Annotated in this window: 24 protein-coding genes, 1 pseudogene and 1 riboswitch; of the genes and pseudogenes, 14 read left to right on the top strand and 11 right to left on the bottom strand. The window is 72.9% G+C overall.

All coding sequences use genetic code 11. The annotated features are described in order from the left end of the window. Nucleotides 1–60: 60 nt before the first annotated feature. Nucleotides 61–837 (top strand): annotated as a pseudogene (locus tag AB0J87_RS32850) (pentapeptide repeat-containing protein); the annotation flags it as partial. 595 nt (nucleotides 838–1432) lie between these two features. Continuing rightward, nucleotides 1433–2149 carry an isochorismatase family protein gene (locus AB0J87_RS32845; RefSeq protein ID WP_363971373.1) on the top strand — a complete coding sequence of 239 codons (717 nt, stop codon included), beginning with the start codon at nucleotides 1433–1435 and terminating at the stop codon, nucleotides 2147–2149. Between the two features lie 180 nt (nucleotides 2150–2329). On the opposite strand, the gene AB0J87_RS32840 is transcribed toward AB0J87_RS32845, so the two are convergent. Beyond that, a complete protein-coding gene (locus AB0J87_RS32840) occupies nucleotides 2330–2908 on the bottom strand; it encodes a dihydrofolate reductase family protein (RefSeq protein WP_363971371.1) in 579 nt (192 codons plus the stop codon). A gap of 533 nt (nucleotides 2909–3441) precedes the next feature. On the opposite strand from AB0J87_RS32840, the gene AB0J87_RS32835 reads away from it, so the two are divergent. Both AB0J87_RS32835 and AB0J87_RS32830 read left to right on the top strand, forming a co-directional pair. Beyond that, nucleotides 3442–4761 (top strand): cytochrome P450, encoded by a 1320-nt coding sequence (locus AB0J87_RS32835; RefSeq protein ID WP_363971369.1) that lies wholly within the window; start codon nucleotides 3442–3444, stop codon nucleotides 4759–4761. A gap of 120 nt (nucleotides 4762–4881) precedes the next feature. Beyond that, nucleotides 4882–5970 carry a hypothetical protein gene (locus tag AB0J87_RS32830; RefSeq protein WP_363971367.1) on the top strand — a complete coding sequence of 363 codons (1089 nt, stop codon included), beginning with the start codon at nucleotides 4882–4884 and terminating at the stop codon, nucleotides 5968–5970. 139 nt (nucleotides 5971–6109) lie between these two features. On the opposite strand, the gene AB0J87_RS32825 is transcribed toward AB0J87_RS32830, so the two are convergent. Together AB0J87_RS32825 and AB0J87_RS32820 are read right to left on the bottom strand one after the other, a co-directional pair. Then, a complete protein-coding gene (locus tag AB0J87_RS32825) occupies nucleotides 6110–6646 on the bottom strand; it encodes a GNAT family N-acetyltransferase (RefSeq protein WP_363971365.1) in 537 nt (178 codons plus the stop codon). Nucleotides 6647–6752: 106 nt separating this feature from the next. Beyond that, nucleotides 6753–7256: a MarR family transcriptional regulator gene (locus tag AB0J87_RS32820; protein ID WP_363971363.1), complete on the bottom strand. Its 504-nt coding sequence runs from the start codon at nucleotides 7254–7256 to the stop codon at nucleotides 6753–6755. A gap of 77 nt (nucleotides 7257–7333) precedes the next feature. On the opposite strand from AB0J87_RS32820, the gene AB0J87_RS32815 reads away from it, so the two are divergent. Both AB0J87_RS32815 and AB0J87_RS32810 read left to right on the top strand, forming a co-directional pair. After that, nucleotides 7334–8233: an EamA family transporter gene (locus tag AB0J87_RS32815; RefSeq protein WP_363971361.1), complete on the top strand. Its 900-nt coding sequence runs from the start codon at nucleotides 7334–7336 to the stop codon at nucleotides 8231–8233. A gap of 1 nt (nucleotide 8234) precedes the next feature. Then, nucleotides 8235–8873, top strand: coding sequence for an NAD(P)H-binding protein (locus tag AB0J87_RS32810; RefSeq protein WP_363971359.1), 639 nt, complete (start codon nucleotides 8235–8237; stop codon nucleotides 8871–8873). A 9-nt stretch (nucleotides 8874–8882) separates the two neighbouring features. On the opposite strand, the gene AB0J87_RS32805 is transcribed toward AB0J87_RS32810, so the two are convergent. Then, on the bottom strand, nucleotides 8883–10046 hold the full coding sequence (locus AB0J87_RS32805; protein WP_363971357.1) for a cytochrome P450: 1164 nt from the start codon (nucleotides 10044–10046) through the stop codon (nucleotides 8883–8885). Between the two features lie 140 nt (nucleotides 10047–10186). On the opposite strand from AB0J87_RS32805, the gene AB0J87_RS32800 reads away from it, so the two are divergent. Together AB0J87_RS32800 and AB0J87_RS32795 are read left to right on the top strand one after the other, a co-directional pair. Then, nucleotides 10187–10669, top strand: a complete 483-nt coding sequence (locus AB0J87_RS32800) for a MarR family transcriptional regulator (protein WP_350727413.1) — start codon at nucleotides 10187–10189, stop codon at nucleotides 10667–10669. A gap of 121 nt (nucleotides 10670–10790) precedes the next feature. Next, on the top strand, nucleotides 10791–11984 hold the full coding sequence (locus AB0J87_RS32795) for a cytochrome P450 (protein WP_363971355.1): 1194 nt from the start codon (nucleotides 10791–10793) through the stop codon (nucleotides 11982–11984). 42 nt (nucleotides 11985–12026) lie between these two features. Here AB0J87_RS32795 and AB0J87_RS32790 read toward each other — a convergent pair whose 3' ends face one another. The 6 genes from AB0J87_RS32790 to AB0J87_RS32765 form a co-directional block, all read right to left on the bottom strand. Beyond that, nucleotides 12027–12761 carry a dienelactone hydrolase family protein gene (locus AB0J87_RS32790; RefSeq protein WP_363971353.1) on the bottom strand — a complete coding sequence of 245 codons (735 nt, stop codon included), beginning with the start codon at nucleotides 12759–12761 and terminating at the stop codon, nucleotides 12027–12029. A 46-nt stretch (nucleotides 12762–12807) separates the two neighbouring features. After that, nucleotides 12808–13512, bottom strand: coding sequence for a hypothetical protein (locus AB0J87_RS32785; RefSeq protein WP_363971351.1), 705 nt, complete (start codon nucleotides 13510–13512; stop codon nucleotides 12808–12810). Next, complete coding sequence (locus AB0J87_RS32780) at nucleotides 13509–14297, bottom strand: ABC transporter permease (protein ID WP_363971349.1); 789 nt, start codon at nucleotides 14295–14297, stop codon at nucleotides 13509–13511. The genes AB0J87_RS32785 and AB0J87_RS32780 overlap by 4 nt, the downstream gene beginning before the upstream one ends. Further along, nucleotides 14294–15007, bottom strand: a complete 714-nt coding sequence (locus AB0J87_RS32775; protein ID WP_363971347.1) for an ATP-binding cassette domain-containing protein — start codon at nucleotides 15005–15007, stop codon at nucleotides 14294–14296. Before AB0J87_RS32775 ends, AB0J87_RS32780 begins: the two co-directional genes overlap by 4 nt. Before the next feature lie 76 nt (nucleotides 15008–15083). Beyond that, nucleotides 15084–15743, bottom strand: coding sequence for a response regulator transcription factor (locus AB0J87_RS32770; RefSeq protein WP_363971345.1), 660 nt, complete (start codon nucleotides 15741–15743; stop codon nucleotides 15084–15086). Then, the gene (locus tag AB0J87_RS32765; protein ID WP_363971343.1) at nucleotides 15740–16834 is read right to left on the bottom strand and encodes an ATP-binding protein; all 1095 of its coding nucleotides are present in this window, start codon (nucleotides 16832–16834) and stop codon (nucleotides 15740–15742) included. Before AB0J87_RS32765 ends, AB0J87_RS32770 begins: the two co-directional genes overlap by 4 nt. A 42-nt stretch (nucleotides 16835–16876) precedes the next feature. Continuing rightward, a riboswitch (cobalamin riboswitch) is annotated at nucleotides 16877–17006 on the top strand. A 34-nt stretch (nucleotides 17007–17040) separates the two neighbouring features. On the opposite strand from AB0J87_RS32765, the gene AB0J87_RS32760 reads away from it, so the two are divergent. From AB0J87_RS32760 to AB0J87_RS32735, 6 genes are read left to right on the top strand one after another with little or no spacing between them, the layout of a single operon-like run. Then, entirely contained in the window at nucleotides 17041–17229 is a 189-nt protein-coding gene (locus tag AB0J87_RS32760; RefSeq protein ID WP_192784851.1) for a CbtB-domain containing protein, read from the top strand. Nucleotides 17230–17237: 8 nt separating this feature from the next. After that, nucleotides 17238–17969, top strand: coding sequence for a CbtA family protein (locus tag AB0J87_RS32755; protein ID WP_350727422.1), 732 nt, complete (start codon nucleotides 17238–17240; stop codon nucleotides 17967–17969). Next, nucleotides 17915–18634, top strand: a complete 720-nt coding sequence (locus AB0J87_RS32750; protein ID WP_363971340.1) for a histidine phosphatase family protein — start codon at nucleotides 17915–17917, stop codon at nucleotides 18632–18634. The genes AB0J87_RS32755 and AB0J87_RS32750 overlap by 55 nt, the downstream gene beginning before the upstream one ends. Then, nucleotides 18631–20796, top strand: coding sequence for a VWA domain-containing protein (locus AB0J87_RS32745; RefSeq protein ID WP_363971338.1), 2166 nt, complete (start codon nucleotides 18631–18633; stop codon nucleotides 20794–20796). The genes AB0J87_RS32750 and AB0J87_RS32745 overlap by 4 nt, the downstream gene beginning before the upstream one ends. Nucleotides 20797–20798: 2 nt before the next feature. After that, on the top strand, nucleotides 20799–21401 hold the full coding sequence (cobO, locus tag AB0J87_RS32740) for a cob(I)yrinic acid a,c-diamide adenosyltransferase (protein ID WP_363971336.1): 603 nt from the start codon (nucleotides 20799–20801) through the stop codon (nucleotides 21399–21401). After that, nucleotides 21395–22723, top strand: a complete 1329-nt coding sequence (locus tag AB0J87_RS32735) for a cobyrinate a,c-diamide synthase (protein WP_363971334.1) — start codon at nucleotides 21395–21397, stop codon at nucleotides 22721–22723. The genes cobO and AB0J87_RS32735 overlap by 7 nt, the downstream gene beginning before the upstream one ends. Here AB0J87_RS32735 and cobN read toward each other — a convergent pair. Beyond that, nucleotides 22678–26286, bottom strand: a complete 3609-nt coding sequence (gene cobN, locus AB0J87_RS32730) for a cobaltochelatase subunit CobN (RefSeq protein ID WP_363971332.1) — start codon at nucleotides 26284–26286, stop codon at nucleotides 22678–22680. The two genes, AB0J87_RS32735 and cobN, sit on opposite strands and share 46 nt — an antisense overlap. Between the last annotated feature and the right edge of the window lie 53 nt (nucleotides 26287–26339).

The raw sequence follows: 26339 nt of genomic DNA, 5'->3' as shown, positions 1-26339 counted from the left end.
TGACCGTATCCGCCGGAGGAGGCCCGCACGTTGCCTGGAACGAACCCGCGCGAGCTCGGCCTGCTGGCCGACTGCGAGAGCTGCTTCGGGCTCTGCTGCGTCGCGCTGCCGTTCGCGGCGTCGGCCGACTTCGCGGTGGACAAGAAGGCCGGGGAGCCCTGCCGCAACCTGCGTGACGACTTCCGTTGCTCCATTCACGCGGAGCTCAGGGAGCGCGGCTTTCCCGGCTGCACCGTGTACGACTGCTTCGGGGCGGGCCAGAAGGTCTCGCAGGTCACCTTCCAGGGCACGAGCTGGCGGCAGGCGCCGGGCACGGCCGGGGAGATGTACGCGATCTTCCCCGTCGTGCGGCAGTTGCACGAGCTGCTGTGGTATCTGGCGGAGGCGCTGACGCTGGAGGCAGCCAGGCCCGTCCACGCCGAGCTGCAGGGCGCGTTCGACGCGACGGAGCGGCTCACCCGGGAAAGTCCGGACGCGCTGAAGGAGCTGGACGTGCCGGCGCACCGGGCCGAGGTCAACGTGCTGCTGCTGCGGACGAGTGAGCTGGTCCGGGCCGGGCGCAAAGGCAAGGAGCGCAGGGGAGCGGATCTGATCGGGGCCAAGCTGTCGGGCGCCGACCTGCGGGGTGCCAACCTTCGCGGGGCGTACCTGATCGGCGCCGATCTGCGGGGTGCGGACCTCCGGGAGTCGGATCTGATCGGGGCTGACCTGCGGGGGGCCGACCTGGCGGGCGCGGACCTGTCGGGTGCGCTCTTCCTCACCCAGCCCCAGCTCAACGCCGCCACCGGCGACGCCGCCACCCGCCTCCCGGCCGCGCTCACCCGTCCCGCCCACTGGCCCGCCACCCGCTACGAACGGCCGTCCCGCGGCACGGGCCCCCGCCGCGACCCCGGCTCCGCACGCGGCACGGCCTCCGCACGAGGGACCGGCTCCGATTCCAACCGCGCTTCCGGCTCGGGGCGCGGCTCCGATTCCGGCTCGGGGCGGCGTTCGGGCCGCGGCACCGGCCGCCGGCGCCGCGGCTGAACCCCGCGCCCGGCTGAATACCGCGCCCGCCTGAACACCGCGCCCGCCTGAACACGAGGAGCCGCTCCTGGCCGGCTCGGTGGGCCTGGCGCTGCTCGTGGTGCCGGGCTCGCTGAGGCCAGCGGAGCGGCCGGCGCCCGGCTGCACGGCATGCTCAGCGTGCCGTTCGAGGAGATCGGGCCGATCACGGGCCATTACGCCAGACGCCGCGAATGCAGCTTGCGCGCGCCGGGCCGCGCTCGGCCACCCCGAGCCCTTCGATCTGCCCTACCTCGGGGTCGGCAACGAGGACGAGATCACCGACGAGTCGGCTGAAAGCACGTATACGTGTCGTCTACGGCTTCTGGATGCCTGCGCATTACCTTCTACTTAAAGATTCAATCTTCCCCAAGTAAAGGATTTCGGCATGAGCAATCCAACCCGCAGGCAGGCACTCACCGCAGGCGCTGTCGGTGCTGTCGGGGCCGCCGCGGCGATCGCCCCCGCCCTGGCCGGCACCGCGTCCGCCGAGAGCGGCACGAGCGAGTCCAACCCGCTGTTCAGCCAGGAGAACTCCATGCTGGTGCTGATCGACTACCAGCCCGAGATGGTCAACGGCGTCACCTCGATGAACAAGGACCTGCTCCAGCTCAACGTCAAGGCCCTGGCCCGGATCGCCCGGTTGCTCAAGATCCCCACCGTGCTCACCACCGTGGGCGTCAAAGCGGGGGTCAACCACCCCACCATCCCCTCCCTGCGTGAGGAGGTGCCCACCCTCACCGAGTACGACCGCATGACCATGAACGCCTGGGAGGACGAACCCGTACGCCGTGCCATCAAGGCGACCGGGCGCCGCAACGTCGTCTTCGCCGCGTTATGGACCGAGATCTGCCTCGCCTTCCCCGTCGTGCACGCCCAGCGCGACGGCTATCGGACCATGGTCGTCACCGACGCGGTCGGCGGCACCAGCCCGGCCGCGCACGAAGCCGGCATCCAGCGCGTGATCCAGGCGGGCAGCATCCCCAACTCCTTCCTCGGCATTCTCGGCGAATGGATCCGAGACTGGTCCGACCCCCGCTCCGACGCCGGGCGCGAGGTCGTGCCCTGGTACTGGGCGGAACTGGCCAAACTCGACCTGGGCTGAACCGGCCACGCTGCACCCGGACCTGGCCCGGCCGCCGCCTGCCAGGTCCTCGTCGTCGGCTCCGGACGATCTGGACGCGCAGGAGACCGATGCGCCGGCCGGGTCCGTCCTCGCCCGCGCTCAGCCGCCGTGGACACCTCACCTCCTCGTCACGCCGCGAGGCAGCGGGCGTCAAGGGCGTCAGGGCTTCAGTACGCGGTAGCGCAGGTGGGTCACGGACCCGGTTCCCGCGACGGGCTCCCCCTCCGGGATCAGCTCGGCCCGCTCCCCGGCAAACAGCGGCGTGCCCGCCCCCATCAGCAGGGGGACGAGGTGGAGCCACACCTCGTCGAGCAGCCCCGCCGTGAGCAACTGCCGGGCGACGTCCGCACCCAGCACCAGGACGTCCTTGTCCCCGGCGGCATCCTTGGCACGTCGGACTGCGGCCTCCAGCCCGTCGAAGGCGAACGTCCCGCCGTTGTCGCCGAGGAGGTCCTCCCTGGTCCGGTGGGTGACCACGAAACTCGGGACGCCGGGCCACGGCGTGCCACCCCACGGGACCACACCGAGGTCGAAGGTGCGCCGTCCGATGACGACGGCTCCCACCGCCGCGTCCACCTGCCGGCGGATGCCGAGGTCGACCCCGCCGTCCGGCCCTTCCCCGGCCATCCATTCGTGCAGCCGTTCACCGCCGTCCCCCATGGGCTCCTCCTTCCGGACGTTCGGTCCCGCCGTGAACCCGTCCAGGGATATCGACACATCCAGCACTACCTTGCTCATCGCGCGCCTTCCTCCGATCCGGCGGCGCCGCCACCCGGTGCCGTCACGAGAAGGTCGGAGCCGATCCGGCCGTCTCGACATCACGACGGCAAGATCAGTGGGAAATGAACGTGAACGCAGACGACCAGGGTGGCTCTCGACCGGCAATGGTCATCGTGGCCGACGACATCATCCAGCCGCCGAACTCCAGCTCACCGTCGCCCTTTCCTTGGTCAGCGGTGCCTGGGCGAGGCGGAACGGTCGCCCTCACCGAGCGGATCGGCGTTACGCCGCAACAGGCGAGAACGGCAGCACTGCCAGCGATGATTACCTGTCACGCAGGGGAGATTACAGTACGTAGGGATTGGTAGAGAAAAGATGTGATTTCTCCGGGGGAATGCTCACCCGCCGGCATCGCCTGTCCGAGTTCTTCGCGGCCCACAGCCGGGTGCGGCAGCACCGGCTGCGGATGCTCCACACGAGCCGCCGTCGGAATTTGGGGGGATCCGGCCCACACCGGCAAACCGGCCCAGCAGGACCTTCTCGAACGGAAGATGACCGCACCGGTGATCGCGGCCCCGTCCACGCCCGGACCGCTCGGCCGCCGACTGGCCCACCTGTACGCCGACCCGTACCCCCTGAACGCCACCCAGGCGCGGCACGCCGCCGAACTGGTCGAGGCCGGCGGAGCCCGGGAACACACCCTCCTGCACGCCGCGCTGGAGTCGCCGCGCCAAGCCGTCGACGTGCCCCACCGCGCGGACCTCCGCGTCGACCTCCGCGCCCTGGCCCAGCCCGCCTTTCAACGCACCCGCCTGCCCGGCTACGCCACCATCTTCGGGCGGTATCTGGCCCACGTCGCCGACTCCTGGCGCGACGGCCAGATCCTCGATGTCCCCACGGCAGCTCTTCGGATCAGCTGTGAGGCCATGACGCGAACCTTGTTCCCCGCCTCCACGAGCCGTCGATCCCTTGCTGAGATCCGCCAGGCGCTTCCGGCGATGGTGCGCGGCATCTTCCGTCGCATGATCACCCCGCCCCCGCTGGATCGGCTGCCCACCCCGGCCAATCGCGCCTATCACCGTACTGAGCGGCGGCTGCACGACATCACCACCCAAGCCGTACGTGACTACCGCAGCGCCGGCCACAACCACGGCGACATGCTCTCGGTGCTGCTGGCCAACAGCCCCACCGCCGACTCGCCCACCCCGTCGGGCACGGGCCGGCCACGCACCGACAGGGAGCTGGGCGAACTCGTCGCCAGCCTGTTCCTCGCCGGCGCCGAGACCACCAGCGCCGCCCTGAGCTGGGCCCTGCACCTGCTGGCCGAGCACCTCGACGTACAGGACCGGGTGGCCGACGAGAGCCGGCGCGTCCTCGGCGGGCGCGCCGCCACCGGCGAGGATCTGCCGCAGCTGCGCTACGCCGGTGCCGTGGTCAGCGAAACCCTGCGGCTGTATCCACCGGCCTGGTTGCTCACCCGCCACACCACCGCCGACACCCACCTCGGCGGCCACCGCCTGGCCGCAGGCACCACGATCATCTACAGCCCCTACCTGATCCACCGGCTGCCGGCCCACTATCCCGACCCCGACACCTTCCGCCCGGAACGCTTTCTCACCCCTTCCGGCGCCCCCAAGCCCCCGTCGCCGAAGAACTTCCTCGCCTTCGGCGACGGCGCCCGCCGATGCATCGGCGACCAGTTCGCCACCATCGAGCTCATCCTCGCCCTGGCCACCATCACCGGCCGCTGGCACCTGCACCCGGTCCCGGGACAGCAGGTCAGGCCGCTGGCGCGCACCGCCTTGCATCCCCGCCACCTGAGGCTGCGGCTGAGCCGCCGCGACGCCCCACCTTGCATCCCCGCCACCTGAGCCTGCCGCTGAGCCGCCGCGACGCCGCGCCTCCCGCCCGCCCCTGACGCCCACCATCCGCCGCGACGACCCACCTCCCGCCCACTCTTGACGCTCACCATCCACCGCGAGGGACCCGCAATGGCCAACGCCGCCGATCCGGCCATCACCGTGCACTTGCCCCCGATGTACTTCCCGGCTCCCCTGCGCCGGCACCCGCAGATCGAGGTGATGCAGCGGCGCGGCCTGGACTGGATGGCAAGCCATGGCTTGTGCGACGACCCGACCCTGGCCCGCCGCATCACCGGCACCCGCACCGCGCACTTCTTCGGCTACCTGTGTCCCCGGGCCGACCCCGACCGCCTCCAGATCGCCGTCGACTGGGGCTATCTCATGTTCGTCTTCGACGACGTCCCCTGGGACGCCACCGCCGGGGCCGACTCTGGCTTCCTTGACATGGCCGTACGCATCATCCGCACCCTGGAAACCCCCGACGCGGGCCTGCTGCCGCCCGGGCACCCCATGACGGCACCCGTCATCGACCTCGCCCGCCGCATCCACCAGGCAGCCGGCCCCGAACAGGTGCGCCGCCTCGCCGACAGTCACCTCAAATGGCTGCTCGGCGCCGCCTGCGAGCTCTGCGCCGCCGCCCGCGCCGCCCCGCTGAACGCGAACGAGTACCTCGCCCTACGGCTGATGTACTCCGTCGCCGAACCCACCCTGCAGTTCTTCCAACTGGCCGAGCCGGACACGATCAGCGAAGGCGAGATCACCAGCGCACGCGTACGGGCACTGACCGAGATGGCCGGCATGGCCGCCGCCCTCGACAACGACCTCTACTCGCACGGCAAGGAGCGATGGCTCGCCCAGCAGCGGACTCTCTCAAGCCGGCCCGTGATCAGCAACCTCATCGACCTCTACATGCGCGACCACACCCTGCCCCGCGACCGGGCGCTGCATGCCGCCGCCGTCCTCCGAGACCGGATCGTCGCCCGCTTCGTCGAGGTGCGAGACCAGGTCATGCCGTCCGCCTCACCCGCGCTGTTCCGGTACCTGGACAACCTCACCTGCCTGTTACGCGGCAACTTCGAATGGGGCCTGATCGCCGAGCGCTACACCGATCCCGACGGCGACCACCCTGGCGCCGTCCGCACCGTGGCCACCGTCTCGGCCATCCCCGCCGCGACGGGCGCTCCCAGCGTTCCAGCGATCGACTGGTGGTGGCGGTGAGCACGCCGGCCCGCACAGGCTGATGATCTTCGTAAGGGAAGGAAGGCCGGGTGCCTCATGGCGCGTGTGCTGGACGAGAACGATCCGATCGGGAACCAGACGCCATCAAGGCGCACCGGGTGGAACCGCCGGCCCGAGTTCACAGAGCCTCGCCCTTGAGCAGGGAGCCGACCCATGCGTCCACCCGGATTCCTCGGTGCAGAAGTCGCTTCCGGAGCGTGGCCTCCACGGTGAAGCCCGCCTTCTCCGCAACTCGGCGGGAAGCCCAGTTGCCTACCTCGGCGCGCCACTCGATCAGTTCCAGACCATGAACGCGGAAGGCCCACCGACACACAGCTCGCACCGCATTGGTCGCAACGCCACGTCCGCGGGCTTTCGGATCAACCCAGTATCCGATCTCGGCCGTACCCGGTGCGCCCAACCACAGACCCACGCGGCCAAGGCGTTCTCTCGTGGACGCCTCCTCGGCGAGGAACTCCAGACGCTGTCCACTCTGCGCGCCGGCGATGGCCAGCTGCTCCACGAAGAACGCCGCATCTTCCATGCGGTAGGGCGCCGGCAACTCCACGAAGTGCTGCAAGGCCGGATCCAGGGACACCTCATAGACCCACGGGATGTCCGCCGGTTTGAACGGCCGCAGGGCAAGCCAGCCTGCTTTGATCCCATTTCGTTCCATGGCGCGATCTTCGTCGGCCGGCCCACAGGCGCGCAATGCGATAACAGCCGAGCCCCGGGACAGGCGGGCGAGGCGCCTCGCAGGCCGGTTCTGATGGCACCCCTGGTCAGGTGAGCGTGGTGGTGTCCCCGAGGGACTCCAGCAGGTCGCGCAGCGTGTGGGCGAGCTCGTCCCGGCGCTCCTTCGGCAGGGCCGAGAGCACGCGGTCCTCCGTCGCGACATGGTCCGGCAGGGCCCGGTCGATCAGGGCGTACCCCTCGCCGGTGAGCGTCACGTAGACCACCCGCCCGTCGGCCTCGCTGGGCGTGCGGGTCACCAGCCCCCTGGACTCCAGGCGGTCGAGCCGCTGCGTGATCGCCCCCGACGTGACCATGGAGGCCCGCATCAGCTCGGCCGGCGTCAGCCGGTGCGGCGGGTCGCTGCGGCGCAAGGTGGCCAGCACGTCGAAGGAGGCCCGGTCGAGCCCGTGCGCGGCGAACGTACGGCCCAGCTCCACGTCGATCAGCCGGATCAGCCGCGACAGCCGGCCGATCACCGCCATCGGCGAGACGTCCAGGTCAGGGCGCTGGGCGTCCCATTGCTTGAGTATCAGGTCGACGTGATCAGCCACCACTCCAGCCTAACGATGCCTTAGCGGTGAGGTAAATCACCTCGCCAAGTAACTTAGCGCTGAGATACTTTGTCTTAGTGCTAAGAAATCAATCGGGAACCGTCCTGCTGACCGCGCTGACCCCCGCCATCTGGGGGACCACGTACCTCGTCACGACCGAACTGCTGCCGCCCGGCCGCCCGCTGCTGGCCGCCGTGATCCGCGCGCTGCCCGCCGGTCTCCTCCTGGTCGCCATCACCCGCCGCCTGCCCGCGGGCATCTGGTGGTGGCGCGCGCTGGTGCTCGGCGCGCTGAACATCGGGGTGTTCTTCGCGCTGCTGTTCGTGGGGGCGTACCGGCTGCCCGGAGGGGTGGCCGCCACCGTGGGCGCCATCCAGCCCCTGCTGGTCGCGTTGCTGTCGGCCGGGCTCCTGGGTGAACGCCTGTCCATGCGTACGACGCTGGCCGCCGTGGCGGGCGTGGCCGGGGTGAGCCTGCTCGTGCTGCGGGCCGACGCCCGGCTGGACGCGCTCGGCGTGGCCGCGGCGCTCGGCGGCGCCGTCGTGATGGCCTTGGGCGTGGTGCTGAGCAAGCGGTGGCAGTCGCCCGCGCCGCTGCTGGCCACCACCGGCTGGCAGCTCGTGGCCGGCGGCCTGCTGCTGCTCCCGGTGGCGTTCCTCGTCGAGGGCGCGCCGCCGGCCACCCTGACCAGCGCGAACCTCGCCGGGTACGCCTACCTCACGATCATCGGATCCGCGCTCGCCTACGTCCTGTGGTTCCGGGGCCTGCGGCTGCTGTCGGCGACCAAGGTCACGTTCCTGGGCCTGCTCAGCCCCGTGGTCGCCACCGCGCTCGGCTGGCTCGTCCTCGGCCAGGAGCTCACCGCGGCCCAGGCGCTCGGGGCGCTCGTCGTCCTGGCCGCCCTGGTCGTGGCCCAGCGCCAGCCCGCCCGCAAGCCGGCCGAGACGCCCCGCGTCCTTGCTGGAAAGGAGTCCTGACATGCGCATCACCGTCTTCGGAGCCGCCGGAGCCGTGGGCGGCAGGGTCGTGGCCGAGGCGCTGGCGCGCGGTCACGAGGTCACCGCCGTCGTCCGCGACCCCGCCCGCTTCCCCCTGCTGCCTCCCGCCGCGCACGCCCGCGCCGGCGACGCCTCGGACGTCGGGGACGTGGCCGCGCTCAGCGCCGGGCAGGACCTCGTCGTCAGCGCCACCCGGCCCGCGCCCGGCCACGAGGCCGACCTGGTCACGACCGCCAAGGCGCTGCTGGCCGGGGTGGTGAGGACCGGCGTGCGGCTGCTGCTCGTCGGCGGCGCGGCCGGGCTGACCGTGCCGGGCACCGGCGGCCTCACCGTCGTCGAGACTCCGGACTTCCCGCCCTCGTGGCGGCCCATCGCGCTGGCCTGCAACGCCCAGCTTGAGGTCTGCCGGGCCGAGCCGGGCGTCGACTGGGCTTACGTGAGCCCGCCCGCGCTGCTGGAGCCGGGGGAGCGTACCGGTCGCTACCGGCTCGGCGGCGACGAGCTGCTGGTGGACGCCGAGGGCAGGTCGGCGATCTCCATGGAGGACTTCGCCGTCGCGCTGCTCGACGAGGCCGAGCGCCCCCGGCATCACCGCGCCAGGTTCACGGTCGGCTACTGAACCGCCGTCTCACAGGGTCACGGGCAGCGACGTCAGGCGCCAGGTGCCGGGGTCGGGCATGTGCCGCACCTCGCCGGCGAGCGCCAGGCCGGGGAAGCGGCGCAGCAGGGCCCCGATCGCGATCCCGGCCTGTACGCGGGCCAGCGAGGCCCCGACGCAGAAGTGCGGCCCGTGCGCGAACCCGAGATGCCCCGACTCCTCGCGCCGCAGGTCGAACCGGTCCGGCTCGTCGAAGGCGCGCGGGTCGCGGTTCGCCGAGGCGATCGAGGCCGTGACCGGCACGCCCTTGGGAACGGTCACGCCGCCGATCTCGACGTCCTCCGCCGTGAAGCGGGGGATGGTCAGCAGCTGCGGCCCGCACCAGCGCATCAGCTCCTCCACCGCCCGCGGCATGAGGGCGGGGTCGGCGCGAAGCGCGGCGAGCTGGCCGGGGTGGGACAGCAAGGTTGCGACGGAGTTGGCGATGAGGTTCGTGGGCGTCTGGCCGGCCATGACGAGCGTCCAGACCATGGTGATCAGCTCGGTCTCGGAGAGCCGGTCGCCGTCCTCCTCCATGACGCGGGCCAGGTCGGAGATCAGGTCCTCGCCCGGCTCCGCCCGGCCCCTGGCGACCGCGGCGGTGGCGCCCTCGAGGATCCGCGGGATGGCGTCACGGAAGCTCTCGCCGTGCCCGGCCACGATGGCGGCGCCGTACTCGCGCCACCGGGGACGGTCGGCGACGGGGATGCCGACCAGCTCGCAGATCACCTCGATCGGCAGCGGGGCGGCGAAGTGCGCCAGCAGATCCGGCTCCGCGGGCAGCTCGTCGAGCAGCCGCTCCACGATCGCCTCGATGCGCGGTCCGAACTCGGCGGCCCTGCGCCGCGTGAACGCGGGCGCGACCAGCCGGCGCAGCCGGGCGTGCTCGGCGCCGTTCATCTCCGACATGGTCCGCAGGTACGGCAGGCAGTGCTCCGGCACGTCGGGCCGCTGGTAGCTGTGCTCGTTGGTCGTCAGCCTGGGGTCGCTCAGCATGGCCCTGGCCTCCTCGTGCCGGGTCACCGCCCAGAACGGGCCGAACCCGGGCGCCACCAGCCGCGCCACGGGCGACCGCTCCCTGGCGCTCGTGTACGCGGTGAACGGGTCCGCCAGGACGGCGGGATCGGTCAGGTCGACCTCGGGCACATCGGTCATATCCGCTCCCTGAATTGAATGATGACATCATCTGGATGTTCACGGTATCTCGATCTGCGAGCGCCCGGCAACGCGAGGGACGAGTCAGCGACGTAGACTTCATCAAGTACGTGCTTTACGACGCTCACGGAGTTGGCAAGGTGGATCAGAAGGAGACCGAGTTCGTCGACCGGATGGGGCTCGTCATGGAGCGCATCGCCGGGGGCCGGACGATGGGCCGCCTGTACGCGTGGCTGCTGATCTGCGACCCGCCGGACCAGTCGCTCACCGATCTGGCCGCCGAGCTCGGCGTCAGCAAGACCATGGTCAGCACGGTCGCCAGGCAGCTGGAGGCCGGCGGGATGGTCGAGCGTGTCCCCACGTCGGCTCGTGAGCACCGCTACCAGGTCGTTCGCGGAGGATGGGCCCAGATCATGCGGGGCCGGCTGGCCGGCGTCGAGCCGATCGCCGAGGCGCTGAGCCTCGGACTGTCGATCATCGGTGACGACCGCGCCGAGCAGCGGGCGCTGTTGCAGGACACCAGGGACTTCTTCGAGTTCCTCATGCGTGACGCGGACGAGTCGCTCCAGCGCTGGGAGGAGTATCGCAAACGGCTGAAAGACGACGATCAGGGCTCCGGGTGAACATGATCGTCGAGGAGCACGTGCCGTTCACCGCAGGATCCCGGCACGACGCCACCGCGTCCCCTGCCGGGTCGTGCGATCCGCTCAACCGAACAATCATCCAACGATCAAGGGAGTGACGATGTCTGACATCGTCGAGCGGTACAACATCCCCGAACAGCACTTCTGGCTGCACGGCCCGCGGCCGGGCGGGCCGGTCGAGCACAACGCCGCCGCCGGAATGTGGAACGTCTACGGTTACCCCGAGACGCACGAGATCTTCGGCGACCCCGCGACGTACTCCTCCGACACCCTTCGCCTGGCCCCCGAGGACCAGAAGCCGGAAGGGCTGTCACTGGAGGGCTTCATCACCCAGATCGACCCGCCGGAGCACGGCAAGCTGCGCAAGCTGGTCAGCAGCGCCTTCACCCGCAAGGTCGTCGCGGACCTCGAACCGAGGATCGCCGCCGTCACCCACGAACTGCTCGACGCGGCGCGCGAGCGCGGCGGGTTCGAGCTGGTGCGCGACCTGGCCTACCCGCTCCCGGTCATCGTCATCGCCGAGCTGCTGGGCGTGCCCAGCAGCGATCGCGAGCTGTTCAAGCAGTGGGCCGACACGCTGTTCCGGCAGGACACCAAGGTCTCGTTCGACGACCTCTTCGAACGGCGGGAGCAGGACACGGAGACCACGATGAAGTCGTGGTGGGAGATGTCCGCCTACCTCGCCGGCCACGCCGCCGAACGCCGGCGCCGGCCGCGCGCCGACCTGCTCACGAAGCTGGTCGAGGCCGAGGTGGACGGCGAGCACCTGCCCGACGAGCAGGTGGTCAACTTCGCGATCGTCCTGCTGCTGGCCGGGCACGTCACCACGACGATGCTGCTCGGCAACACGGTCCTGGCCCTGGACGCCTTCCCCGAGCACCAGGAGAGGGCGCGGGCAGACCGCGCGGCGATCCCGGCGATCATCGAGGAGTCCCTGCGCTTCTTCACCCCGTTCGCCCTGATCGCCCGCGGCACCACCCGCGAGGCCGAGCTCGGCGGCGTGACGATACCGGCCGATCAGACGGTCCTGCTCTGGCTCGGGGCGGCCAACCGGGATGCCCGGCAGTTCGCCGACCCCGACGTCTTCGACCCCGACCGCGACCCCAACCCGCATCTCGCCTTCGGCCGCGGCATCCACTTCTGCCTGGGCGCCCCCCTGGCCCGGCTGGAGGGCCGGGTCGCCCTCAACATCCTGCTCGACCGGTTCGACCACCTGCGCACCGATCCGGAGGACCCCGTGGTGTTCATGCCCATGCCGACCATGACCGGCGTGCGGCGCCTGCCGCTGGTCTGACCCCACATGCGGGAGGCCGTGCGGCCTCCCGCATGTCATGCGCTACGCGCCGCCTGCCACGTACCTGTCGAAGAAGGCGAACGTGCGCCGCCACGCGTCGTCCGCCGCCGCGCGGACGAGGCCGTGACGCAGCGGGAACAGCGCGAGCTTGGCGACGGGGTGATGGCCGTCGGTCATGAAGGAGTGCCCGGCGTCCGGATAGATCTCGACGTCGTGCTCGAGGCCGAGCGCCCGCATGTGCTCGCGCAGCCGCGTGCCGTGCCGCCCGAAGCCCTGGTCGCGGCCGCCGTAGGAGCCCACGACCGGGCACACCGACCGCAGCCGCTCCTGGTCGCGGGGGACCGCGCCGTAGTTGACCGACGCGGCCCGTACGCCGGGCGGCGCGCTCGCCGCGTACGCGAGGGCGAACCCGCCGCCCATGCAGAAGCCGATCACGCCGAGCCGGCCGCCGTCGACGTCGTCGCGGCCGGCCAGCCACTGCCGGGTGGCGTCGATGTCGGCGGCCGGCTGACCCGGCTTCTCCGTGACGAACTGGTGCATGGCCCGCGTCAGGCACCCGACCCTGGTGCCGTGGCTGTACAGGTCCGGTAAGACGGCCGCGTACCCGTGCTCGGCGAACAGGTCCACCACGTCCAGCATGTCCGGTTCGATGCCGTAGATCTCGTGCAGGACCACCACGCCCGGCCACCCGGCCGCGGGCGCCGTCCCCTGCGGCAGCGCCACCGTCGCCTCCAGCGAACCGCCGTCCGGCAGCGGTACGCGCACGTCCTGTCTCATCAGCAGTCCTCAACCGATCAAAGAGCAAGGAACGTAACGTAACACCTCAGGCGTCCCGCCTGACGAGGGCCGCCCAGCCGGCGCCGACGGACAGGCCGGCCCAGGCGATCAGCGTCAGCAGCCCGCCCGTGCGGTCCAGGGCGGTGGCCGGGTCCGCGGGCAGGCCGAGGAGGCTGAGGGCCGCCTCGTGGGGGAGGAGCCGCACCGCGTCCGGCATGCTGCCGCGCAGCGCCGGCGAGATGAGGACCGGCGTGACGAACAGCACGGCGAGCGGCGTCACGACGCCCCTCGCGACGACGGCGAAGCCGTATCCGATGAGGCTGAGCAGGAGATACACCGTCAGGAGGGCGGCCGGATCGGCGACCGGCTGGACGAGGTGGCCGGGCAGGACCGCGGGGCCCGCCGCGAGGAGGCAGGCCGCCGTGACCGCGGCGAGTTTGGCGGCGGCCAGCCGGTGCCGGCCGGGGACGGCGGCCAGGGTGACGCGCAACTGCCCGGCGCGGTACTCGCTGCCCGCCGCGAAGACGGCGATCGCGACGAAGACGTAGACCGGCGCGACCATGAGGGTGCCCAGCTGCCCGATCGAGACCGGCCCGGCCGGCCCGGCGAGCCGTACGGAGTCCGTCGCCGCCAGGAGGCCGAGCACGGTGTTCGCGGCGGAGGCGACGCCCAGGGCGACCCAGGTCGCCGGGAGCGTGCGGGTCTTGGTGAGCTCCGCGCGCAGCAGATCCGCGAGCCGGATGGCGCTCATCGCGCATCCCTCCTGCCGAGCGTGATCCCGGCGGCCGCCGTCGTGACCCCCGCCCACGCGACCAGCACGAGGAGGGCGGGCACGGGGCCGGCGGTGAGCCGGTTGATCCCGGGGTCGAGCAGCAGGTTCCGGGCGGCGCTGACAGGGAGGAGCGCGTCCAGGGCGGGAGCGGCCCCGGCCAGTGCCTGTGTCATGGTGACGGCGATCTGGGCGATGGTGACGATGACGCCGACGAGCGTGCTGCGCGCGATGACGGTAATGCCGAAGCCGGTCAGCCCGGACAGGACCGCGAAGGCCACGAACTTCCCGTGGCCGAGGAACGCGGCGCCCGTCACGAGCAGGCCCGGGTTCCAGTCCTCGACGGCGGCGTACATGAAGGCGGTGCTGATCCCCGCGATCAGGACCGCCACGAGGAGCAGGTACGTGGCGGTCGCCAGGGCTTTGGCCGCGATCAGCCGCCCGCGCCGCGGCATGGCGAGCACCGTCACCCCGAGCTGGTTCGAGCGGAACTCCTGCCCGGCGATCATCGCGGCGAGGACCGGTACGAGCAGGCCCATCTGCAGCGAGGACGCGGCGAGGAGACCGAGGATCGCCTCGGTGGCCGGTTGCGGCGTCCCGATGAAGATCTCGATGACGCCGTCGGGGGTGATGTCCGCGACCGCCTCGGCGTTCAGCCGGACCGACTGGATCAGGACCAGCGTGTGGAGACCGAGGACGACGCCCGTGGCGATCCACACGCGCGGCAGGGTGAGGATCTTGGTCAGCTCGGCCCGCACGGCGCTCACCACCCCGGCCTCGCGGGGTCGCCGGTCAGCGCGAAGAACGCCTCCTCCAGCGAGCGGTGCCCGGCGGTGACCTGGGCGAGCGAGCCGTGGGTGACGACGCGCCCGCGGTTGATGACGACCACGTCATCCGCGGTGCCGGACATTTCCGTCATCAGGTGGCTGGAGAGCAGCACCGTACGCCCGGCCGCCGCGTAATCCCGCAGGAAGCGCCGGATCCAGCGGATGCCCTCCGGGTCCAGCCCGTTCACCGGCTCGTCGAGCACCAGGATCTCGGGCTCGCCGAGCAGCGCCGCGGCCATGCCGAGCCGCTGCCCTATCCCCAGCGAGTACGTCCTCACCCGCCGCCGCGCCGCCTCGCCCAGCCCCACGAGTTCGAGCACCTCCCGGACCCTGCGCCGCGGGATCCGGTTGGACTGCGCGATCCAGGTGAGGTGATCGACGCCGCGGCGCTCGGGCACCGGGCCGGCTCCGTCCAGCAGCGCCCCTACCGTGCGCAGGGGATGCCTCAGGTCGCGGTACCGCATCCCGTTGACCAGCGCGGTGCCCGCGCTCGCCGCGTCCAGGCCCAGCAGGACGCGCAGCGTGCTGGACTTGCCGGCGCCGTTCGGGCCCAGGAAGCCGGTGACCCGGCCGGGACGCGCGGTGAAGCTGACCTCCTCCACGGCCGCCTTGGCCCCGTAACGCTTGCTGAGTTGTGAGATCTCGATCATCGCCTGCCTCGCCTCGGATGGACGTCGCCAGCCTGGGGCGGGAGGGCACCTGCTCGCGTCCCCCGAAAGGAGACACCTACCGGGGTTCGTACAGCAGTCCCGCCTCGTGGGCGAGCACGGCCAGGTGCGTGCGGTCGTTCACGCCGAGCTTGGCGAACATGCGCCGCAGATACGTGCGGACCGTCTCCACGCTCAGGAACAGCTCGTCGGCGATCTGCTGGTTGGAGTGCCCGCGTGCGACGAGCCGCACGACCTGCACCTCGCGCTCGGACAGGACCTGCCCGGCGAACGCGTGCCGCCGCGCGGGCGGCTGCGGCGCGAAGCGGCGGATCAGCCGCGCGGTGACCTCCGGCGCCAGCATGGCGTGGCCGGCGTGGACCGTGCGGACGGCCTGGAGCACCTCCTGCGGGGACGCGTTCTTCAGCAGGAACCCCGACGCGCCGAGGGTCAGCGCCTCATAGACGTACTCGTCCAGGTCGAAGGTGGTCAGCATGATCACCCGGGTGGCCGCGTCCGGGAGGATGCGGCGCGCCGCCTCCAGGCCGCTCAGGCCCGGCATCTGAACGTCGAGCAGCGCCACCGCGGGCTTGAGCGCGCCGACGAGCCGCGCGGCCGTCTCCCCGTCGCCCGTCTCCCCGGCGACCCGGAATCCCTCGGTCCGGTCGAACAACTTCCGGTACGCGGCCCGGAAACGGTCGTCGTCATCGGCCAGGAAGACGCTGACGGCCCCGCTCAAGACGCGCTCCGGACCGGCAGCCTGGCGCGCACCTCGAACCCGCCCTCCGGATGGTTTCCCCAGGTCACCGTGCCGCCCACCAGCCGGGCCCGCTCACGCATCCCCCGCAGCCCCGACCCGTCCCCGCCGCGCCCCGACCCGTCCCCGCCGCGCGCCGGTCGGGCGCCGGGGCCGTGGTCGCGCACCCGCACGACGATCTCCCCGCCGACCTGCCGGAGGTCCACCGAGCAGGCCGCGCCCGCCGCGTACCGCACCACGTTGCCCAGCGACTCCTGGACGATCCGGTACGCCACCGCCCCGGCCACGTCATCGACCGGGCCGTTCACCTCGATCCTCGCCTCGACGCCCACGCCCGCCGCGCGGGTCGCCGCCACGAGTCCGTCCAGCCGCGCGATCCCCGCGACACCCTCCGGCGCGCCGGGCTCGGACCGCAGCCCGCGTACGAGTGCCTGCATCTCCTCCAGCGCCCTCCTCGCGTGCGACTCGACGCCGGCCAGCGTGTCGCGTAACTCCTGCTCGCTCGCGTCGGCCAGGCTCCGGGTCACCCCCGCCTCCGCGCTGATCACGCCGAGCGCGTGGCCGACGACGTCGTGCACGTCACGCGCCACCGCCAGTTGCACCCGGGCCCGCTCCGCCTCCCGGGCGGCCGCGATCTGCCTGCCGGCCGCCGTGCCGAGCAGCCAGGACACGCTCAACGCGGCCACGGCCAGCGTCAGCCGCTGCCCGGCGCCGCTCGCGTCCTCGCCCGGGACCGCCGCCACCGCCGCCAGCGCCGTGAGGAGGCCGGCGAGGACGAGGACGATCGTACGGGTGCGGCCGGCGCGCGCGACCGCGAGCGGATACAGGCACCACGCCGCGGCCAGCATCGGGTCCTGGCACACCCCCAGGACGCTCCCGGCGATGGTCGCGCCCGCGGCGAGCAGCGGCGACACGGTCGGCAGTCGCCGTCGCAGGGCCATCACCGCGCCTGTGACGCAGGCCAGCACCAGCCCGGCCACCAGCCGTGACCGGTCCGCGGAGGCGAACGTCGGCGGCAACCAGAACATCCCGACCACGATCGCCGCGGCCGGCCCATCCAGGAACCGCCTCATCCCCCGTACCCTACGCGGCGCTCGCGTCATTGACTCGAACGGGAGTAAGGGATACATTCCGGTAGATTTCACGGTTGTCCAAGGGAAATCCGGTGAGATGCCGGTGCGGACGCGCCACTGTATCCGGGACGTAGATCCCGGGAGCCAGGTCGCTTGGACTTCCGTGACCTCGTTGGTCGGGACGCGTCATCCCTGAGGAGGCATGTATGAGTGGTCTGTCCACTCCTTCGGCAATCCCCTTCCCCCGTCTGCGGCTGTGGCTGCTCGCCGTTCCGGTGCTGCTGCTGGTCGCCTACCTGGTGCTGATGGACAACGGGGCCATCTCGCAAACCGGTGCCTACCTGCACGAACTCATGCACGACGGACGCCACCTGCTCGGCGTTCCCTGCCACTAGGCACGCGCATGGTACGCACCCTGCTGGTCAGGGGCCTGCTTCTGGGCCTGCTGGCCGGATTGATCGCGGGCGGCTTCGCCTTCGCCTTCGGGGAACCGGGGGTGGACAGCGCCATCGCGCTGGAGGAGGCCCATGCCGCCCAGGAAGCGCCCGGCCATGACCACGGCGAGGAGGCACTCGTCGGCAGGCCGGGACAGAAGGCCGGGCTCTTCCTGGCCACGGGCCTGTACGGGCTGGCCGTAGGAGGGATCTTCGCCCTCGTGTACGCGGGCCTGCGCGGACGGGTCGGCCCCCGGTCGGACGGCGGGCTGGCCCTCGCCGCCGCCGGGACGGCGTTCGTGGCGGTGATCCTTGTGCCGTTCGTGAAGTATCCGGCCAACCCACCGGCCGTGGGCGACCCGGAGACGATCAACAGCCGCACCCTGCTCTACGTGGTCACGATTCTCGTCGGGCTGGCCGCGACGGCGATCGCGGTGGCCACGGCGCGCCGGGTCACCGCCGGGCCGTGGGCGCGGTGGGGCGCGGCGGTGGCGGCGTTCCTGGTTCCGGTGATCGCGGCGTGGACCCTGCTGCCGACCGTGAACGAGGTGCCCGACGGTTTCCCCGCCACGCTGTTGTGGCAGTTCAGGCTCGCGTCGCTGGGGACGCAGCTCGTCTTCTGGGCGGCCTTCGGCGTGCTGTTCGGGTGGGCCTGCGACCGGGCGTCCCGCCGCCCGGTGACCGCCGCGTCGCCGGGCTGAGCGGGGTGCTGTTCGTACGGCACGCGAGCACGCCGGGGATGCGGGCCGCCTGCTTCCCCGCGTCCGACGCGCACGCCGACGCGGCGAGCCTGGCCAGGGCCACCGCCCTGACCCAGACGGTGGCCGGGGCGGCGGCCGGGTCAGCGGTGGGGCCGGGGACCGGGGCGGCGCCGGGGTCGGCGGCCGTGGCTGGGCCCGTGGTCGAGTCGGCGGTCGTGGCTGCGCTCGGGGTGGTGGCGTGGGCGGCTCCCAGTGTTGCCGCTTGCCAGACCGTCGCCGCGCTCGGGCTGGAGGCGCGGGCGGTCCCGGCGCTGGCGGAGGTGGATTGCGGCCGGTGGCAGGGCCTGCCGTACGAGCGGGTCGCCCGGGAGGAGCCGGACGCGCTGGCGAGCTGGCTGACCGACCCGCACGCGTCCCCGCACGGCGGTGAGAGCCTGGCCGCGCACGCCGAGCGGGTCGCCGCCTGGCTCGAGTCCGTACGCGCGGAGCCCGGCGTCGTCGCCGTCTGCGACGCGGGCGCCATCCGGGCGGCGCTCGGCCACGCGCTCGGGCTGGACCCGCTGAGCGCCGCCCGTTTCGATCTCGCGCCGCTGTCCGTCACCGAGCTGACCGTCACGCGCGCCGGCTGGCGGGTCGCCCATGTCAACCGGAAGGTTCTGATTTGATCGTCACATATCCGTTCAGCGCGGTCGTCGGGCTCGACGACCTGAAGCTGGCGCTGGTGCTCAACGCGGTCTCGCCGAGGGCGGGCGGCGTGCTCGTACGCGGGGAGAAGGGCACCGCCAAGTCGACCATCGTGCGCGCGCTGGCCGCCCAGCTGCCCGCCGTGAACGTGGTGCCCGGATGCCGGTTCGCCTGCGACCCGGCCGCGCCCGACGCCGGATGCCCGGACGGGCCGCACGAACCCGGGGGCCAGGGGCTGGAGCGCCCGGCCGCGCTGGTGGAGCTGCCGGTCGGCGCCTCGGAGGACCGGCTGGTCGGCTCGCTGGACGTGGAGCGGGCGCTGACGGAGGGGGTGAAGGCGTTCGAGCCGGGCCTGCTGGCCGCCGCCCACCGCGGCGTCCTCTACGTGGACGAGGTGAACCTCCTCCACGACCACCTCGTCGACCTGCTGCTCGACGCGGCGGCCCTGGGCACGTGCTACGTGGAGCGCGAGTCGGTGTCGGTACGGCACGCCGCCAGGTTCCTGCTGGTCGGGACCATGAACCCGGAGGAGGGAGAGCTCCGGCCGCAGTTGCTGGACAGGTTCGGGCTGACCGTCGAGGTCAAGGCGTCCAGGAACCCGGAGGAGCGCGCCGAGGTGGTGCGCAGGCGGCTCGCCTTCGACGCGGACCCCGGCGCGTTCGCGGCCCGGTGGGCGGCCGAGGAAATGGCGCTGGCGAGCCGGATCGCGCGGGCCCGCGCCCGGGTGCCGGGTGTGCGGCTGCCCGACGCGCGGCTGCGGCAGATCGCGACCGTGTGCGCGGCGTTCGAGGTGGACGGCCTGCGGGCCGACCTGGTGACGGCGAGCACCGCCATCGCCCACGCGGCCTGGCAGGGCAGGGACGTGGTGACCACCGAGGACGTGCGCGCCGCGGCCCGGCTGTCGCTGCCGCACCGGCGGCGGCGCGATCCGTTCGACGCGCCCGGGCTGGACGAGGCCCTGCTGGACGAGCTGCTGGCGAGGACGTCGGGGGATGAGGAGGATCCGGACGATCCCGACGGCGGAGGTCCTGATATTTCCGGACCTGGTGGGCCGGAGGGCTCGCCGACGACGGCCGGAGAGGGCACCCCGCCATCCGGCGGCTCGGAAGGCGGTTCTGAAGGCGGTCCTGACGGTGGCGAACCCGAGGGCGGTGGTCCCCAAAGCAGGCCCGGGCTGGATGGCGGGCACCGGCAGGACCGCGCGTTTGACGGGAGCTACCCGACGGCTGCCGACGATGCCGCCCAGGCGGCCGGGAGCAGGGAAATGCCGCCGGGCGTCGAGGGCACAGCGCCCGATGGTGCGGCGCCGGAGCACACCGGAGGGCCGGAGAAGGAAGCGGCCGGGCGGGTGGCCGGGGTGGCGGCGCCGTACCGGGTGCCGTTGCTGGAGGTGCCCGGGGTCGGCGAGGGCGCGGCGGGGCGGCGGTCGCGCTCGCGCACCCCGCACGGCCGGGCCACCGGCTCGCGCCGCCCCGCCGGACGCGTGCGCGACCTGCACGTGACGGCGACGGTGCTGGCCGCCGCCCCCCACCAGTTGCGGCGCGGGCGCCGCGGCCCCGGGCTGGTGCTGCGCGAGGACGACCTGCGCGAGGTGGTGCGCGAGGGCAGAGAGGGCAACCTCGTGCTGTTCGTGGTGGACGCGAGCGGCTCGATGGCGGCGCGCAAGCGGATGACCGCGGTCAAGACGGCGGTCCTCAGCCTGCTGCTCGACGCCTACCAGCGGCGCGACAAGGTCGGCCTGGTCACCTTCCGCGGCCGGGGCGCGGCGGTTGCGCTGCCGCCGACCTCGTCGGTGGAGGCGGGCGCGGCGCGGTTGCGTTCGCTGCCGACCGGCGGGCGCACCCCGCTGGCGGCCGGTCTGGCGCGGGCCGCCGAGGTGCTGCGCGTGGAACGGCTGCGCGACCCCGCGCGGCGGCCCCTTCTGGTGCTGGTGACGGACGGGCGCGCCACGGCGGGCGGCGACGTGGACCGGGCGGCGGCGCTGCTGGAGGGTACGGCGGCGGTGGTCGTGGACTGCGAGAGCGGCCCGGTACGGCTGGGCCTGGCGGTCCGGCTGGCGGCCCGGTTGCGGGCCCGTCTCGTCTCCCTCGACTCCCTGGCCGATCTCGGCTCGGTGGTGCGCGATCACAGGAAGGCGGTCTGAGCATGCCGCAGGGAAAGCCCGCCGTCGTCCCCGACGACGGCCTCACCACCCGGCAGCGCCGCAACCGGCCGCTGCTGATCGTGCACACCGGTCCCGGCAAGGGCAAGTCGACGGCGGCGTTCGGGATGGCGTTGCGGGCCTGGAACCAGGGCTGGCCGGTCGGGGTGTTCCAGTTCGTGAAGTCGGCCAAGTGGCGCATCGGCGAGGAGCGGGCGCTGAAGGTGCTCGGGGAGACGGGCGAGGGCGGCTCGGTGACCTGGCACAAGATGGGCGAGGGCTGGTCGTGGATCCAGCGGCCGGGCGCCGAGGAGGATCACGCGGCCGACGCCCGTGAAGGGTGGGAGCAGATCAAGCGGGATCTGGCGGCCGAGACGTACCGGTTCTACGTGCTGGACGAGTTCACGTACCCGCTGAAGTGGGGCTGGCTGGAACTGGACGACGTGGTGGCCGCGCTCGCCGGACGGCCCGGCAACCAGCACGTGGTGATCACCGGCAGGGACGCGCCCGAGCGGCTGATCGAAGTGGCGGACCTGGTGACGGAGATGGGCAAGGTCCGCCACCCCATGGATTCTGGGCAGAAGGGGCAGAAGGGCATCGAGTGGTAGTTCCCCGGCTCGTCATCGCCGCGCCGTCGTCGGGCAGCGGCAAGACGACGGTGGCCACGGGGCTGATGGCGGCGCTGCGGGCGCGCGGGCTGCGCGTCTCGCCGCACAAGGTGGGCCCCGACTACATCGACCCGGGCTATCACGCGCTGGCCACCGGGCGTCCCGGCCGCAACCTGGATCCGTGGCTGGTGGGTGAGGAGCGCGTACGGCCGCTGTTCCGGCACGGGGCGGCGGGGTGCGACGTGGCGGTGGTCGAGGGCGTGATGGGGCTGTTCGACGGCAAGGGGGACACCGACTTCGCCTCGACCGCTCACGTGGCCAGGCTGCTGGACGCTCCCGTCGTGCTGGTGGTGGACGCGGCGCGGCAGAGCAGGTCGGTGGCGGCGGTGGTGCACGGGTTCGCCACGTTCGACCCCCGGGTGCGGGTGGGCGGGGTGGTGCTGAACCGGGTGGGCTCGGACCGGCACGAGGAGCTGTGCCGCTCCGCGCTGGCCGCGGCGGGGATGCCGGTGCTGGGCGCGATCCGCCGCGACGACGCCGTCTCCACGCCGTCGCGGCATCTGGGGCTGGTGCCCGCCGCCGAACGGGAGGCCGAGGCGCTGGCCGCGGTGGACCGGCTGGCCGCGCTGGTGACCCGCTCGTGCGACCTCGACGCGCTGCTCCGGCTGGCGGCGTCGGCCCCGCCGCTGGACGCCGTCCCCTGGGAGCCCGCGCGGGGGGAGCGGACGAACCGGCCGGTGGTGGCGGTGGCGGGCGGGGCTGCGTTCACGTTCGGCTACGCCGAGCACGTCGAGCTGCTGCGGGCGGCCGGGGCGGACGTCGCGGTGTTCGACCCGCTGCGGGACGAGCGGCTGCCGGACGGGACCGCGGCGCTCGTCATCGGCGGCGGCTTCCCCGAGGTGTACGCCGCCGAGCTGGCCGCCAACGAGCCGCTGCGCGCGCAGGTGGCGGCCTTCCGCGGCCCGATCGCCGCCGAGTGCGCCGGGCTGCTCTACCTGTGCGAGGAGCTGGACGGGCAGCGGATGTGCGGGCGGGTGCCGGGCCGGGCACGGATGACGCCGAGGCTGACGCTCGGCTACCGGGACGCGGTCGCGCTCAGGCGTTCGCCGCTGACGGAGCCGGGCGAGCGCTTTCGCGGGCACGAATTCCACCGCACCGCCGTCGAGTACGCCGGCGAGCCGTTGTTCCGCTGGGAAGGCGGCGCCGACGGATTCGGCGACGCCCAGGTGACCGCGTCCTACCTGCACCTGCACTGGGCCGGGCAGCCGATGACGGCTCAGCGGCTGGTGTCGTCCTCCAGGTCGCCCTCGGTCTTGAGGTAGACCTCCTGCAGGCCGCGCAGGACCTCCGGGTCGGGGTGCTGCCACATGCCCCGCTCGGCGGCCTCCAGCAGGCGTTCGGCGATGCCGTGCAGGGCCCAGGGGTTGGACTGCGCCATGAACGCCTGGTTCTCCGGGTCGAGCACGTACGTCTCGGTGAGCTTGTCGTACATCCAGTCGGCGACCACCCCGGTCGTGGCGTCGTAGCCGAACAGGTAGTCGACCGTGGCGGCCAGCTCGAAGGCCCCCTTGTAGCCGTGGCGGCGCATCGCGGCCAGCCAGCGCGGGTTGACGACCCTGGCCCGGAAGATGCGAGAGGTCTCCTCCGACAGGGTGCGGGTGCGGACGGCGTCGGGGCGGGTGCTGTCGCCGACGTACGCGGCCGGGGCCCTGCCGGTCAGCGCGCGGACGGTGGCGACCATCCCGCCGTGGTACTGGAAGTAGTCGTCGGAGTCGGCGATGTCGTGCTCGCGGGTGTCGACGTTCTTGGCGGCCACCGCGATCCTGCGGTAGGCGTCCTCCATCTGCGGGCGGGCCGCCACGCCGTCGAGGTCGCGGCCGTAGGCGAAGCCGCCCCACACCGCGTACACCTCGGCCAGGTCGGCGTCGTCGCGCCAGTTGCGGCTGTCGATCAGGGGCAGCAGCCCGGCCCCGTACGCGCCCGGCGCCGACCCGAAGACACGCATGGTCGCCTGGCGCTCGTCGCCCCCGGTCGCGGCGACGTGGGCGCGCACGTAGTTGTCCTCGTACGGCTCGTCCAGCCCGGCGGCCAGCCGTACGGCGTCGTCGAGCATGGCCACCACGTGCGGGAACGCGTCGCGGAAGAAACCGCTGATCCGGACCGTCACGTCGATCCTGGGACGGCCCAGCTCGGCGAGCGGGATCGGCTCCAGGGACGTGACCCGGCGTGAGGCCTCGTCCCATTCGGGGCGGATGCCGAGCAGGGCCAGCACCTCGGCCACGTCGTCGCCCGCCGTGCGCATGGCGCTGGTGCCCCAGACCGACAGCCCCACCGAACGCGGCCACTCGCCGGTGTCCGACCGGTAGCGCTCCAGCAGCGACTCGGCCATGGCCTGGCCGGTCTCCCAGGCGAGCCGGCTCGGGACCGCGCGGGGATCGACGGAGTAGAAGTTGCGGCCTGTCGGCAGCACGTTGACCAGGCCGCGCAGCGGCGAGCCGCTCGGCCCGGCGGGAACGTAGCCGCCGTCCAGGGCGTGCAGGACGTGGTCGAGCTCGTCGGTGGTGCGGGCCAGGCGTGGCACCACCTCGGTGGCGGCGAACTCGAGGACCCGCGTCACCAGGTCGCGCCGCTCGCCGGGCAGCTCGCGCGTGACCTCCCGCGTGACCTCCTCCGCCGCCTCCGTCGCCCAGCCGCGTTCCTCCATGGCCTCCACCAGCGCCCGGGCGGTCGCCTCGGCCCGGTCCACGCTGCCGAGCCCCGCCGTGCCGTCCTCGGCCAGGCCCAGCGCCTCACGCAGGCCGGGCAGCGTCTCGCGGCCCGACCACATCTGCCGGGCGCGCAGCATCGCCAGGACCAGGTCCACGCGCACCTGCCCGGCCGGAGCCTGCCCGAGCACGTGCAGGCCGTCGCGGATCTGCGCGTCCTTGACCTCGCACAGCCAGCCGTCCACGTGCAGGATGAAGTCGTCGAACTCGCTGTCGTGCGGCCGGTCCGCCAGCCCCAGGTCGTGGTCGAGCCGGGCGGCCTGGATGAGCGTCCAGATCTGCGCCCGGATGGCGGGCAGCTTGGCCGGGTCCATGGCCGCGATCGTGGCGTGCTCGTCCAGGAGCTGCTCCAGCCGGGCGATGTCGCCGTACGTCTCCGCCCGCGCCATGGGCGGCACCAGGTGGTCCACCAGCACGGCGTGCGCCCGCCGCTTGGCCTGCGTGCCCTCGCCGGGGTCGTTCACCAGGAACGGGTAGACCAGCGGCAGGTCGCCGATGGCCGCGTCGGTGCCGCACGCGGCGGACATGCCGGCCGACTTGCCGGGCAGCCACTCCAGGTTGCCGTGCTTGCCCACGTGCACCATCGCGTGCGCGCCGGAGCCCGCGAACTCGGCCGACAGCCAGCGGTAGGCGGCCAGGTAGTGGTGGCTGGGCGGCAGGTCGGGGTCGTGGTAGATGGCGATCGGGTTCTCGCCGAAGCCGCGCGGCGGCTGCACCATCACCACCAGGTTCCCCGCCCGCAGCGCCGCGAGGACGATGTCACCCTCGTGCACGAACAGCTCGCCCGGCGGCGGCCCCCAGTGCCGCTCCATCTCAGTCCGCAGCTCCTCGGGCAGGGTGCGGTACCAGCGCTCGTAGGACGCGGCGGAGATGCGTACCGGATTGCCCGCCAGGTGCTCCTCGGTCAGCCAGTCCTGGTCCTGGCCGCCGGCGGCGATCAGCGCGTGGATGAGCGCGTCGCCGTCCTGCTCGGCCACGCCCGGGAAGCCCTCGCCGAGGTCGTAGCCGGCCTCGGCGAGCCTGGCCAGCAGCCTGACCGTGCTGGCCGGGGTGTCCAGGCCGACCGCGTTGCCCACCCGGGAGTGCTTGGTCGGGTACGCCGACAACATCACGACCAGGCGGCGCTCGGCGGGCGGGGTGTGCCGGAGCAGCCCGTGCCGTACCGCGATGCCCGCCACCCGGGCGGCCCGCTCGGGGTCGGCGACGTAGACGGTCAGCCCCTCGGGGTCGATCTCCTTGAACGAGAACGGCACCGTGATGATCCGCCCGTCGAACTCCGGGATGGCCACCTGCGAGGCGGCGTCCAGCGGCGACAGCCCGTCGTCGTTCTCCTCCCACGCCTGCCTGCCGGTGGTCAGGCAGAGTCCCTGCAGGATCGGCACGTCGAGCGCGGCCAGCGCGCCCACGTCCCACGCCTCGTCGTCGCCGCCCGCGCCCGCCGTCGCGGGGCGCGAGCCGCCCGCCGCCAGCACGGTCACCACCAGCGCGTCGGCGGCGCGCAGCGTGTCGAGCAGCTCGGGTTCGGCGGTGCGCAGCGAGGAGCAGAACACCGGCAGCGCCCGGCCGCCCGCCTCCTCCACGGCCGCGCAGAGCGTCTCCACGAACGCGGTGTTGCCCGCCAGGTGATGCGCCCGGTAGTAGAGCACCCCGATCACGGGTCCCGGCCCGGGCCGCGCGTCGCGTTCCAGCAGCCCCCAGGAGGGCGTGGCCTCCGGCGGCGCGAACCCGTGCCCGGTCAGCAGCACCGTGTCCGACAGGAACGCGTGCAGCTCGGCCAGGTTCGGCGGCCCGCCGTGGGCCAGGTACGCGTGGGCCTCGGCGCAGACGCCGCCGCTGACCGTGGACAGCTCCATCAGCTCGGCGTCCGGGGCCTGCTCGCCGCCCAGCACCACCACCGGCAGAGGGCCGGCCAGCAGCGCGTCCAGGCCCTCCTCCCAGGCGCGCCGCCCGCCGAGCAGGCGCACCACGACCACGTCGGCGCCTTCCAGCAGGGCGGGCAGGTCCTCGGCCGCCAGCCGGGCCGGGTTGCCCAACCGGTAGGCGGCACCGCTCGCGCGAGCGCTGAGCAGGTCGGTGTCGGAGGTCGAGAGCAGCAGGACGGTACGGCTGTCGCCAGGCACGGCGCAATCCTCCCTCGGGGTCCTCGCCCCGGGTCGCGGGTGTCGCGGCGGCC

This window comes from Nonomuraea sp. NPDC049625 (assembly GCF_040675285.1).
GTDB classification, from domain to species: domain Bacteria; phylum Actinomycetota; class Actinomycetes; order Streptosporangiales; family Streptosporangiaceae; genus Nonomuraea; species Nonomuraea angiospora_A.
This window is presented reverse-complemented; position numbering and strand designations above follow the sequence as displayed.